This window comes from Micromonospora sp. USAFONa4 (assembly GCF_057197825.1).
The window spans coordinates 1,325,607-1,337,771 of sequence record NZ_CM170072.1; the positions used below are offsets into that span (position 1 = coordinate 1,325,607).

10 protein-coding genes and 1 tRNA gene are annotated in these 12,165 nt (G+C 74.4%); 5 read left to right on the plus strand and 6 right to left on the minus strand.

What is annotated here, in order from left to right; translation table 11 throughout:
- Window positions 1-127: 127 nt before the first annotated feature.
- Window positions 128-1,300 carry a beta propeller repeat protein gene (locus tag AC0OO9_RS05235; RefSeq protein WP_484515992.1) on the minus strand — a complete coding sequence of 391 codons (1,173 nt, stop codon included), beginning with the start codon at window positions 1,298-1,300 and terminating at the stop codon, window positions 128-130.
- Window positions 1,301-1,381: 81 nt separating this feature from the next.
- The gene (locus tag AC0OO9_RS05240) at window positions 1,382-2,002 is read right to left on the minus strand and encodes an ANTAR domain-containing response regulator (RefSeq protein WP_484515994.1); all 621 of its coding nucleotides are present in this window, start codon (window positions 2,000-2,002) and stop codon (window positions 1,382-1,384) included.
- 81 nt (window positions 2,003-2,083) lie between these two features.
- On the opposite strand from AC0OO9_RS05240, the gene AC0OO9_RS05245 reads away from it, so the two are divergent.
- Window positions 2,084-2,166 (plus strand) — tRNA-Leu (locus AC0OO9_RS05245).
- Window positions 2,167-2,198: 32 nt separating this feature from the next.
- Window positions 2,199-2,948 carry a transcriptional regulator gene (locus tag AC0OO9_RS05250; protein ID WP_484515996.1) on the plus strand — a complete coding sequence of 250 codons (750 nt, stop codon included), beginning with the start codon at window positions 2,199-2,201 and terminating at the stop codon, window positions 2,946-2,948.
- Window positions 2,949-3,109: 161 nt separating this feature from the next.
- Here the strand turns inward: AC0OO9_RS05250 and AC0OO9_RS05255 are convergent, their stop codons facing one another.
- Entirely contained in the window at window positions 3,110-4,288 is a 1,179-nt protein-coding gene (locus AC0OO9_RS05255) for a trans-sulfuration enzyme family protein (protein WP_484515998.1), read from the minus strand.
- An 83-nt stretch (window positions 4,289-4,371) separates the two neighbouring features.
- Between AC0OO9_RS05255 and AC0OO9_RS05260 the strand changes: the two genes are divergently transcribed.
- Window positions 4,372-4,851: an Lrp/AsnC family transcriptional regulator gene (locus AC0OO9_RS05260; protein ID WP_132236429.1), complete on the plus strand. Its 480-nt coding sequence runs from the start codon at window positions 4,372-4,374 to the stop codon at window positions 4,849-4,851.
- Between the two features lie 81 nt (window positions 4,852-4,932).
- Window positions 4,933-5,943, plus strand: a complete 1,011-nt coding sequence (locus tag AC0OO9_RS05265; protein ID WP_484517856.1) for an LLM class flavin-dependent oxidoreductase — start codon at window positions 4,933-4,935, stop codon at window positions 5,941-5,943.
- A 221-nt stretch (window positions 5,944-6,164) separates the two neighbouring features.
- Here the strand turns inward: AC0OO9_RS05265 and AC0OO9_RS05270 are convergent, their stop codons facing one another.
- Window positions 6,165-8,423 (minus strand): rhamnogalacturonan lyase family protein, encoded by a 2,259-nt coding sequence (locus tag AC0OO9_RS05270; protein ID WP_484516001.1) that lies wholly within the window; start codon window positions 8,421-8,423, stop codon window positions 6,165-6,167.
- A 339-nt stretch (window positions 8,424-8,762) separates the two neighbouring features.
- On the opposite strand from AC0OO9_RS05270, the gene AC0OO9_RS05275 reads away from it, so the two are divergent.
- The gene (locus AC0OO9_RS05275; RefSeq protein ID WP_484516003.1) at window positions 8,763-10,196 is read left to right on the plus strand and encodes a pyridoxal-dependent decarboxylase; all 1,434 of its coding nucleotides are present in this window, start codon (window positions 8,763-8,765) and stop codon (window positions 10,194-10,196) included.
- A gap of 154 nt (window positions 10,197-10,350) precedes the next feature.
- On the opposite strand, the gene AC0OO9_RS05280 is transcribed toward AC0OO9_RS05275, so the two are convergent.
- Together AC0OO9_RS05280 and AC0OO9_RS05285 are read right to left on the minus strand one after the other, a co-directional pair.
- A complete protein-coding gene (locus AC0OO9_RS05280; RefSeq protein ID WP_484517857.1) occupies window positions 10,351-11,358 on the minus strand; it encodes a sulfite exporter TauE/SafE family protein in 1,008 nt (335 codons plus the stop codon).
- Between the two features lie 278 nt (window positions 11,359-11,636).
- Window positions 11,637-12,107, minus strand: a complete 471-nt coding sequence (locus tag AC0OO9_RS05285) for an RrF2 family transcriptional regulator (RefSeq protein WP_311413602.1) — start codon at window positions 12,105-12,107, stop codon at window positions 11,637-11,639.
- Window positions 12,108-12,165: the final 58 nt, after the last annotated feature.

A 12,165-nucleotide genomic window follows, 5' to 3' on the forward strand; every position in this document is an offset into this window, starting at 1 on the left:
CCAGGGGAGCGGGTTGACCGAACCGTTACACGGCGTGGCGGGTTCGAAACGATCGCTGTAAGAACCGTCGGCGGCGAAAGGCCTTCGCCTTCGTTTCATCGGTAACGGGTCGAACCTCGTCCACCCTTTACCGATCGATGGTCGGCAACCCGACTGACCAGGCACGGGACGCCTGCCCGTCGTCAGACACCAACACCAGTCGATCACCCTGTGACGCGACCGCCACGGCCGTGTTCCCACCATCCGGCACCGGGGCCGGCATGGCCATCAGTCGCCACGAATCCCCCGCATCGGCGGAAAGCCACAGTCCGTGACCGCCGCCGTCCCCCGTCACCGCGACCAGCTCCCGCCCGGCCGGCACCAGGGCGTCGACCGTGGACACCCCCGGGCCGGCCGCGCCGAACCCGCCGGCCCGCCGCCACCCGTCGCCCGCCAGCCGCCAGGTCGCGAACCCGCCGCGCACCGGGCCGAGGGCCACCACCGCACCGTCGACCGAGGCCACCCGCTGCGCCTGGCCCCGCCCGTCCGGCACCGGCAGCGCCACCCGCCGCCAGGACCGCCCGTCGGCCGAGCTCCAGGCCAGGGGCGTCAGCGCCGTCGCGCCGGGCGGCAGCACCGCGCCCACCACCCACCAGCCCGACGGCACGGCCACCGCGTCGTACGCGACCGTCCGCCCCCGCCCGTCACCGGCGAGTTCCGCGACGCCCTCCCGGATCGTGAAGCGCTCGCCGTCCGGCGACGTCCAGACCGCCGCCCCGTCGACCCGCGCCCCCGCGATCAGCCACCCGGCCGGCCCCGCCGCGAGCCGCGCCACGCTCACCGCGCGCGGGCCGGCGTACAGCTCGAAGGGCGCCGGCGCCTCCCGGAGCTGCCCGCCCGGCGACTGCGACCAGGTGCCCGTGCGCGGGTTGCCGTGCGCGCCGCCGTTCTTCGCCCCGAGCGCCGCCAGCCGGCCGTCGCGGCACCCGGCCGCGTAGAGCACGTGCTGGCGGCCGTAGTGGCTCGACGGCGAGACCGGCAGCGCCGTCCACGACACGCCGTCGGTGCTGCGCCAGGCCGCCGGCCGGGTCTCCCCCGCCGCGTCGGCCAGCCCGCCGACCACGAACCACGTGCCGGCGCAGGCAACGGCGTCGCGCAGCAGCGGCCGGCCGGGGGCGCCCGGCGGCGCCGGCAGGGTCAGCGGCTGCCACCGCGGGCGCAGCGGCTCGGCCTCGACCGCGGGCTCCGCCGGGGCCCGGTCGCAGCCGGCCGGCAGCACCGCGAGGACACCGAGCACCGCCACCAGCCGTCGGGTCCGCATGGATCAGATGTTATCGATCAGCGGCTCCCGCGAGGAGCCCCCGGAGCGCTCCCCGGCGTGTCGCGCCGCCCCGACGGCACCTCAGGACGCGGGCTGGGCGACCTCGCCGCCAGCGGTCTCGGCGAGGATCCGCTCGGCGACCTCCTTCATGGTCATCCGGTGGTCCATCGCCGTGCGCTGGATCCACTTGAACGCCTGCGGCTCGGTCATCCCGTACGTCGTCATCAGCGCGCCCTTGGCGCGCTCGACCGTCTTGCGGATCTCCAGCCGGTCGGTCAGCCCCGCGACCTCCGACTCCAGGGCGGCGATCTCCGAGTAGCGCGACAGCGCGATCTCCACCGCCGGCACCAGGTCGCTCTTCTGGAAGGGCTTCACGAGGTACGCCATCGCGCCGGCCGCCCGGGCCCGCTCCACCAGGTCACGCTGGCTGAACGCGGTCAGGATGATCACCGGGGCGATCCGGGCGCCCGCGATCCGCTCAGCGGCGGCCAGCCCGTCCATGATCGGCATCTTGATGTCGAGGATGACCAGATCCGGCTTGAGCTCCTCGGCGAGCCGGACGGCGGTCTCGCCGTCACCCGCCTCCCCGACGACCTCGTAGCCCTCCTCGACGAGCATCTCGGCCAGGTCCAGCCGGATCAGCGCCTCGTCCTCGGCGATCAGAACGCGCCTGCGCTCGACGTCCGTCTGCATCTCGGCCACGAGCCACTCCCACCATCGTTCCCGGCACGGCTACCACCCATGCTCCCGCACGAGCGTAGTCGGGTACAGTAAGCCGCACTCGCCGGGATGGTGGAACGGCATACACGGAAGTCTCAAACACTTCTGCCCGAAAGGGCTTGCGGGTTCGAATCCCGCTCCCGGCACACCTGTCATACACCTGTTCGATGATGCGTGGGTGCACCCACCTGAGATGCGGGCGCGAGCCCGCGCCCTCCGCGCTCGCGGCAGCAACATCCGGTCGGTCGCCCGGGACCTGTCCCTGCCATACAGCACCGTCTGGCACTGGTGCGTGGACCGACCCGAGCCGGTCATGGTCGGCACCGCCGCTCGCTGCTTCCGCTGTTCCCCCGATGTCGGCAATCCGACTGACCCGACGGCCTATCCCTACCTGCTGGGCCTCTATCTCGGGGACGGTCACCTGGTCACCACCGACCGGGTTCCCGTCCTGCGCATCTACTGCGCCGACGCATGGCCTGACCTCATCGACGCCTGCGATGTGGCGATGAGGGCGGTGCTCGCCAAGAAGGTCCAGCGGATCCAGAAGCAGGGCTGCGTGGCGGTCCAGAGCACCGGCAGGCACTGGCCGTGCCTGTTCCCGCAGCACGGTCCCGGCAAGAAGCACGAGCGTCAGATCGTCCTCGCCGACTGGCAGCGGGAGATCCTCACGGCGCGACCCGGCGACTTCCTGCGGGGCCTGTTCCACTCCGACGGGTGCCGCGTCACCAACCGGGTGACGGTGCGCGGCAGGAGCTACGTCTACCCCCGCTACATGTTCGTCAACGAGTCGGCCGACATCATGGGCCTCTGTCAGTGGGCGCTGGACCTGCTCGGCATCGCCTGGCGGATGAACCGCCGCAACTCCCTCTCCGTGGCGCGCCGGGACGCCGTCGCCGCCCTCGACCGCCACGTCGGCCCGAAGTCCTGACCGTGCCGCCCGGTCGGCCCCCACGGGTGGAACGCCACGGGTGTCACCGGGGCCCGTTGGCACCCGTGGCGTTCCACCCGTGCGCCACGACGCCCGCGGCGGGGCGACTCGCGGCGACGGGGGCGACCGACTCGCGGGAGCGAGGGCGGCGACGGGGGCGGTCAGCCGAGTTCGGCGAGGGCCTGGGCCAGGTCCGCGCGCAGGTCCTCGGCGTCCTCCAGGCCCACCGAGACGCGCAGCAGGCCCCCGCACGGCTTGGCCTCCCCCTCGACGGGGCGGTGGGTCAGCGAGGCCGGGTGCTGGATGAGGGTGTCGACGCCGCCCAGCGAGACCGCGTGGGTGATCAGCCGGCAGGCGTTCGCGACGGCGGCCGCGGCGGGCGCGCCGCCGCGTACCTCGAAGGCGAGGAGGCTGCCGGGGCCGCTCATCTGCCGTCCGACGAGCCCGGCGGGGTCGTGCAGCGACGGGTGGTGCACCTGCGCGACGGCGGGGTGGGCGGCGAGCCAGGCGGCGAGCTTCTCGGCGCCGGCCTGCTGGGCACGCACCCGTACCGGCAGGGTCTGCAGGCCGCGGTGCAGCAGGTACGCGCCGAGGGGGTGCAGGATCGCGCCGGTGAGCGCGCGGACCTGGCGCAGCCGGGCGGCCCAGTCGGCGTCGCAGGCGACCACGCCGGCGAGGACGTCGCCGTGCCCGCCGATGCTCTTGGTGGCGCTGTGCAGCACGAGCGTCGCGCCGTGCCGGGTGGGCTGCTGGAGCACGGGGGTGGCGACGGTGTTGTCGACGAGCAGCGGCACGTCGCCAGCGGCGCGGGCGAGGGCGGCGATGTCGACCAGGTCGAGGGTGGGGTTCGCCGGGGTCTCGACGATCACCAGGGCGGTGTCGGGGCGGACGGCGGCGGCGACCTCGTCGGGGCGGGCCCAGGTGACGGTGGTGCCGAGCAGGCCGGTGGCGAGCACGTGGTCGGTGCCGCCGTAGAGGGGGCGGACGGCGACGAGGTGCCGCCTGCCGTCCCGGGTGGCGGCGAGCAGGGTGGCGGTGAGGGCGGCCATGCCACTGGCGAAGGCGACGGCGTCGGTGGTGTCCTCGAGGTCGGCGAGGGCGGTCTCGAAGCGGGCCACGGTGGGGTTCCACAGGCGCTGGTAGACGGCGCTGCCGCCGGCGGGGAGGGTGCCTCCGGTGGCGAGGGCCTCGTACGCGTCGCCGCCGGCGTCGACGGACGGCAGCGGGTTGGTGGTGGAGAAGTCGATGGGCGGCACGTGGACGCCGAGGGCGGCGAGGTCGTCGCGGCCGGCGTGCACGGCTCTGGTGTCCACGGTCGTCATGCTGGAAGGATCGAACATAGCGCCAACGGGCGGCAATAGTTCCGAACATGATTCGGTAATTGCCCTTGGAGGCGCGGGTCGGTTCGATAGATGATGCTTCCATGCCCCTTGCTACGAATGATGTGCGGCGGTTCGCCGATCTGGACGACACCGACCGGGCGATCCTGTCGGAGCTGGCCGCCGACGGCCGCCTGCCGAACAACGCCCTCGCCGAGCGGGTCGGGGTGGCCCCCTCGACGTGCCTGACCCGCACCCGCGCCCTGCGGGAGCGCGGGGCGATCCGCGGGTTCCACGCGGAGGTCGATCCGGCGGCGGTGGGGCTGCCGTTGCAGGCGCTGGTGTCGGTGCGGCTGACCGCGCACGAGCGGGCGGCGGTGGACGCGTTCCGGGCCCGGTCGGTGCGGCTGCCGGGGGTGGTGGCGGTGTTCCACGTGGCGGGCGCGGAGGACTACGTGCTGCACGTGCGGGCGGCCTCGGCGGACGCCCTGCGGGACTTCGTGCTGGACCACCTGGCCGTGGACCCGGCGGTGCAGCACACCCAGACGAGCCTGATCTTCGAGCAGGCGCGGGGCATGGGCTGAGCGCGCCACGGGCCCGCGACAGGCGCGTGAGGCGGATCGCCCCGGGGAACAAACCCGAGGTGGGACGGGTTGGCCACCCTTGTGATCAACGTACCGCTGTCTGTTCTCGATCTTGCCCCGGTCGCGGCCGGCGCCACCGCCGGCGCGGCGCTGCGGCACACCACCGAGCTGGCCCGGCGCACGGAGGAACTCGGGTACCACCGGTTCTGGGTGGCCGAGCACCACAACATGCCGGCGATCGCGAGTTCCGCGCCGGCGGTGCTGCTCGCGCACCTGGCGGCGCACACGTCGACGATCCGGCTGGGCTCGGGCGGGGTGATGCTGCCCAACCACGCGCCGCTGGTGGTGGCCGAGCAGTTCGGCACCCTCGAAGCGTTGCACCCGGGCCGCATCGACCTGGGCATCGGCCGCGCCCCCGGCACCGACCAGGTGACCGCGCTGGCGCTGCGCCGGACGATGGAGGGGCTGTCGGCGGAGGGCTTCCCCCGGGAGCTGGCGGACCTGATGAACTACTTCAGCGGCGAGCGGCCGGGGCCGATCACCGCCACCCCGGGCCTCGGCGAGCAGCCGGCCGTCTGGCTGCTCGGCTCCAGCGGGTTCAGCGCCCAGCTGGCCGGGCTGCTGGGCCTGCCGTTCTCCTTCGCGCACCACTTCAGCGCGCAGAACACGGTGCCCGCACTGGCGCTGTACCGGCAGCACTTCCGGCCGTCGAAGTGGCTGGAGAAGCCGTACGCGATGGTGGCCGTCAACGCGGTCTGCGCGGACACCGACGAGCGGGCGGAGTGGCTGGCGGGGCCGGCGGCGCTGTCGTTCCTGCGGCTGCGCTCGGGGCGGCCCGAGCCCCTGTCGACGCCGGACGAGGCGGCGGCGTACCCGTACACGGAGGCCGAGCGCGAGTTCGTGCGGCAGCGCCGCGACGGGCAGGCGACGGGCTCCCCGGAGACGGTACGGCGGCAGCTCGGCGAGCTGCTGGCGCGCACCGGCGCGGACGAGCTGATGCTGACCACGCTGGTGTACGACGTGGCCGACCGGGTGCGCTCGTACGAGCTGATCGCCGAGCACGTGGCCGGTGGCCTGCGCCGCGAGGGCTGAAACACGATCTTCACGTCGGCGTCACCGGGGCGACGCGTGGCCCGCCTAGTTTTGACCTCGGTGGTGGTACGGCATTCCCGGTCGGGACGGGTCGGGGATGCCGCGGTGTGGGGCACCGGGCCGGAGCTGTGCGGATTCCGCGGCTGCGGCCCGGTGCCTTTTCCGTCCCGCGACCGGCCGACGGGGTGCCCCGAAGGCGCCGCCGCCGGCCGGTCGTCGCTTCACCGCAGGTAGACGTTGGGCGTGGGCGGGGCGGCCATGCCGTCGCCGAGGAAGAAGCCCGGGTGCGGGGGCTGGTTGTAGGCGGTGTTCTGCCAGGCGACCGCCACCCGGTACTGCGGGTCGTGCATGAGCGTGTGGATCCGGGTGCCGGTGAGCGTGGGCGTGCTGTAGATCCGCAGGGCCCGGCTGTCGCTGGTGCGCCAGACGACCTCCTCGCGCCAGTCGCCGAACAGGTCGGCGGAGAGCGCCGGGGTGGACTTGGTGCCGTTGTTCGCCGCCACGCCGCTGGCGGTCAGCAGGCGGGTGTCGCCACCGGTGCCGTACTTGTCGATGCGGGTGCCGTCGAGCAGTTCCCGGACGGGGTCGCCGTCCCACCAGGCGAGGAAGTTCGCCGAGGACGGCCGGCGCCCGACGACGGCCCCGGTGGCGCTGTAGAGGTCGCCCATGTGGGTGCCGGCGCCCCAGACCTCGGCGCCGGGGCTGCCGGCGTGGATGTCGGCGGCGACGCCCCGGCCGGGGCCCTCGACTCCCCCGTTGTTCGGCCGCTGCCAGACGACCTGGCCGGTGCGGGCGTCGTGCAGGTCGGCCGCCGGCTGGTTGCCGGACTCGTGGATCGTGAAGACCTCCAGGCCGGCGCGGCCGGGGACGAGGTCACCGACGTGCAGGGCGTCGCCGTGGCCGAAGCCGGTGGCGTACATCAGGCGGCCGTCGTCGTTGATGGTGGCCGACCCGTACACGATCTCCTGGCGTCCGTCGGCGTCGACGTCGGCGACGGAGAGGTTGTGGTTGCCCTGGCCGTAGGCGGCGCCGTTGCCCGAGGCGTTGGAGTCGAAGGTCCACCGCTTGCGCAGGGTGCCGTCGCGGAAGTCCCAGGCCGCCACGACCGCCCGGGTGTAGTAGCCGCGGGCCATCACCAGGGAGGGGCGCTGCCCGTCGAGGTAGGCGGTGGCGGCGAGGAAGCGGTCGACCCGGTTGCCGTAGTTGTCGCCCCAGGAGGAGACCGTGCCCCGCGGCGGGTCGTAGTTGACGGTGGAGAGGATCGCGCCGGTGCGGCCGTCGAACATGGTCAGGTACTCGGGGCCGGCGAGGACGTACCCGCTGGAGTTGCGGTGGTCGGCGGTGGCGGAGCCGATCACCTGGCCGGTGCCGGAGCGGGTGCCGTCGGCGGTCTTCATGGCCACCTCGGCGCGGCCGTCGCCGTCGTAGTCGTACACCTGGAACTGGGTGTAGTGGGCCCCGGCCCGGATGTTGCGGCCCAGGTCGACGCGCCACAGCCGGGTGCCGGCGAGGGTGTACGCATCGACGTACACGTTGCCGGTGTAGCCCGACTGGGAGTTGTCCTTGGCGTTGGACGGCTCCCACTTGACCACGAACTCGTAGTCGCCGTCGCCGTCGAGGTCGCCCACGGAGGCGTCGCTGGCGGAGTACGTGTAGCTCTCGCCGCTCGGCGTGCTCGCGCCCGCCGGCACCTGCAACGGCACGTCGAGGTAGCCGGCGGGGAGCCGGAGCGCCGCCGCGGAGGCCGCCTGTTCGGTGCCGCCGACGACGGCGCGCACGGTGTAGGTCGCGTCGGCCGCCGCGCCGCTGTCCAGGTAGTTGGTCGCCCCGGTGATCGGGCTGGCGTTGACCCTGGTCGCGCCGCGGTAGAGGTTGAAGGCCACCCCGGTCGTCTCGGTGCCGAGCAGCCGCCAGGAGACCAGGTTGCCGCTGCCGGAGCGGACGCTGACCAGCCCCCGGTCGAGGTCCTCCATCTGCACCGCCCCGGTCGGCGGCGGGGTGGTGGGTGGCGGGGTCGTGGGTGGCGGGGTCGTGGGTGGCGGGGTGGTCGGGCCGCCGGTGGGCACGGTGCCGGTGCAGACGGTGCCGTTGAGGGCGAAGCTGGTCGGCGCCGGGTTGCTGCCGTCCCAGGAGCCGGTGAAGCCGAAAGCGGCACTGGCGCCGGTGGCGATCACCGCGTTGTAGTCGACGTTGCGGGCGGTCACCTGGGCGCCGGACTGGTCGACGACGGCGCTCCACGCCTGGGTGACCCGCTGTCCGGCGGTGTACGACCAGGTGAGGGTCCAGCCGTTCACCGGGTCGCCCAGGTTGGTGACGGTGACGTCGGCGCCGAAGCCGCCGGGCCACTGGTTGGTGATCCGATGCTCGACGCGGCAGCCGGCGGCGGCAGCCGAGGCGGTGAGGGTCGGGAGCGTACCGGCGGCGAGTGCGGCCGCGGCGGCTGCGGCGAGCAGCGCGACGCGGCGGTGGGTGACGGGCATGGGGAGTGTCCTCCGGGGAGGTTGGGCGCGCGGCGACCGTCGCCGTCGGCCTGCCCGGGCCGGCGGGAGGAGACGCCGCGCTTGCGGCGGTGGTCCGATGCCGTCGGTGCGGCGTCGGTGTCGTCGCCGCCGCTCCGGTGTCGGCACTCCGGCGCCGGCAGTGCGGCGTCGGTGCTCCGGCGGGCGGCGTCGAGGGGTGGCTCCGCGCACCTGCGATGCTAGGGCAAGCGCTTTCAGCGGACAATCCGTCCCCCCGGCCGCCCTGGCCGGGTGTCCCCGTGGCGGGGGGCACCAGCCACTTCCCTTGCCCCCGGCCCGGATTCTTGATCGACTCAGGGCGTGGCTGAGCACATGACCCCGGACGAGTTCCGACGCGCCGGGCACGCCGTGGTGGACTGGATCGCCGACTACTGGGCGACGCTGGAGCAGCGTCCGGTGACCTCGCAGGACCCACCCGGGACGGTGGCCGCCCGGCTGCCCGCCGGCCCGCCGGAGCACGGCGAGCCGGTGGAGGCCGTCCTGGCCGACCTGGACACCCTGATCACGCCGGGGCTGACGCACTGGCAGCACCCGGGCTTCTTCGGCTACTTCCCGGCCAACACCTCGGGGCCCAGCGTGCTCGGCGACCTGGTCAGCGCCGGGCTGGGCGTGCAGGGGATGCTCTGGGCGACCGGGCCGGCGTGCACCGAACTGGAGACGGTGCTGCTGGACTGGCTCGCCGACCTGCTGGACCTGCCGAAGCGGTTCCGCTCCGGCTCCGGGGGCGGCGGGGTGATCCAGGACTCGGCGTCCTCGGCGACGCTGGTGGCGACCCTGGTCGCGCTGCACCGCGCCGGTGGCGGCCGGTGGCGGGAGGTCGGCGTCGACCGTCGCTACCGCGCCTACGCCTCCACCCAGGGCCACTCGTCCATCGAGAAGGCCGCCCGCATCGCCGGGCTGGGCGCCGACGGCGTACGGCCGGTCGAGGTCGACCCCGAGACGCAGGCGATGTCCCCGGCGGCGCTGCGTGCGGCGATCGAGGCGGACCTGGCGGCCGGCGTGGTGCCGGCGATCGTGGTGGCCACCGTCGGCACCACCTCCACGACCGCGATCGACCCGCTGCCGCAGATCGGCGCGATCTGCGCCGAGTACGGCGTCTTCCTGCACGTCGACGCCGCGTACGCGGGAGCGGCGGCGGTCTGCCCGGAGCTGCGGTTCGGGCACGCCGGCCTGGAGTACGCCGACTCGTACTGCTTCGACCCGCACAAGTGGCTGCTCACCGGCTTCGACTGCGACGCGTTCTGGGTGGCCGACACGGCGGAGCTGATCGAGGCGCTGAGCGTGCTGCCGGAGTACCTGCGCAACGCCGCCACCGAGTCCGGCGCGGTGATCGACTACCGGGACTGGCAGGTGCCGCTGGGCCGCCGGTTCCGGGCGCTGAAGCTCTGGTTCGTGCTGCGCTGGTACGGTGCCGAGGGGCTGCGCGCGCACATCCGCTCCGGCGTGGCGCTCGCCGCCCGGTTCGCCGACCGGGTCCGCGCCGACGACCGGTTCGCGCTGGTGGGGGCGCACCCGTACTCCCTGGTGTGCTTCCGGCTGGCGGCGGACGACGAGGTCAACGCGGAGCTGCTGGCCCGGGTCAACGCCACGGGCCGGGTGCACCTGACGCACACCCGGGTGAACGGCCGCTACACGCTGCGCCTGGCCGTCGGCTCCCCGCAGAGCACCGAGGTCCACGTCGACGAGGCGTGGACCCTCCTCACCGACGCCGCGACCGCCCTCCTCCCCCGCTGACCGCCCGATGCCGGTGCGGGTGCGGGGCGGCTAGAGATCTTGGTAGGAATCGGCCCCTGGAGGGGCACGCTTCTACCAAGATCTACGCGACACGACACGACACGACGCGGGGCGGGGCGGGGCGGGGCGGGGCAGGGCGGCGCCGGGGCGGGGGTTAGCGGTTGTTGAGCGAGGGGACCGCCGCCACGGTCGGGAGAGGGTCGGCGGCCGGGGACTCCGTCGAGGGGGCGTCGGCCGAGAACGGGCGCTCGGCCGCCGAGAACGTGGGGCCGGCCGCGAGGGCGGTGGCGGCGACGGTGCGCTGGCGGCGGGTGCGCAGCAGCGCCCGTACGGCCAGTGCCAGGGCGGCGGCCCAGGCGACGGCCAGCAGCGCGTAGACGGCCGGCCGGGCCGTGCCGCCGAGGTCGGCCGAGCGCATCAGCGTACGGGCGTTGGTCAGCACGATGACGCCGCCGATCGCCGCGCCGAGCAGTTGGGCGGGGACGATGCGCACCAGCCAGGCCGCGATCGGCGCGGCGATCAGACCGCCGATGAGCAGCGCGGCCACCATGGGCAGCAGGAAGCCCTCGGAGCCGAGGCCGATCAGGAAGCCGAGGCTGGCGGCGCCGGCGACCACGAACTCGGACGTGTCCACCGAGCCGATCACCTTGCGCGGCTCCATCCGCCCGCTGACCAGCAGGGCCGGCGTGGCGACCGGGCCCCACCCGCCGCCGCCGGTGGCGTCGACGAAGCCGGCGACCAGGCCGAGCGGGCCGAGGAAGCGGCTACGCAACCGGCCGCCGCGCCGATCGGTGCGCAGCGGTCGGGAGAAGCGCACCAGCAGGTACGCACCGAGGGTGAACAGGATGCCGGCCATCCACGGGGCGGCCGACTCGGTGGAGATCGAGCTGAGGAAGGTCGCGCCGGCGAACGCGCCCACGGCGCCGGGCAGGGCGATCCGGCCGACCACCCGCCAGTCGACGTTGCCGAACCGCCAGTGCGACACCCCGGCGGCGAGCGTGGTGCCGATCTCGGCCAGGTGCACGGACGCCGACGCGGCGGCCGGCGCCACCCCGACGAGCAGCAGCAACGTGGAGGAGGTCAGCCCGTACGCCATGCCGAGCGCGCCGTCGACGAGTTGCGCGGCGAGCCCGACCAGCGCGAGGACCAGCAGCTTGCGCACGAGCGCCCCCTGACTTTTCGGCATCTCCTATCGACTTGGTCGACAATGCGGCACGGGGCGTGCCCCGGTCAAGCCTCCAACCGGTCAGTGAGACGACAGACGCCGCCCGGCCGGGGCGACGACGAGCACGATACGGAGCGGAAGGGAGTCCGGCGGGCGTGCGGGACCAGGCCAGGCCCGGGGCTGCCCCGGGACCCTCAGGCACCGGACCAGGTGGGGATTTGGACCCGGAGCGCAGCGGAACTGCGGAACGGGTCCGGCGGCGGGGCCGGTGCGGGTCAGGTCCAGGCGCGGGGGTCGGCGGCCAGCTCGACGACCCGGCCCGGCAGGGTGCCGCCGGCCACGTCGGCGACGGTGACCAGTTCCAGGATCTCGCGTTCGCTGGCCCGCAGGGCGATCCAGACCTCCTGGAGGGCGCGCGCCGCCCCGTGGTAGCCGAGTTCCTCGGGCCGCTGCCCGCGTACGTGCGCGAGCGGGCCGTCGATCACCCGGATCACCTCGGCCAGCGAGATCTCCCCGGCCGGTCGGGCCAGCCAATAGCCGCCCTCCGGGCCGCGCTGGGCCTGCACGATGCCGCCCCGGCGCAGTTGCAGCAGGATGCTCTCCAGGAACTTCGGCGGGATCTCCTGGGCGCGGGCGATCTGGTCGGCGGTCACGGGCCGGCTTCGCCCGGGCCCGGCGTCCGCGGTCACCGAGGCGAGCTCGGCGACCGCGCGGAGGGCGTAGTCGACCCGGGCGGAGAGGCGCATGCGGCAAGGTTAGTCGCCCGACCGACCCGCCCGGACGATCACCCCTCGACCGATCGGC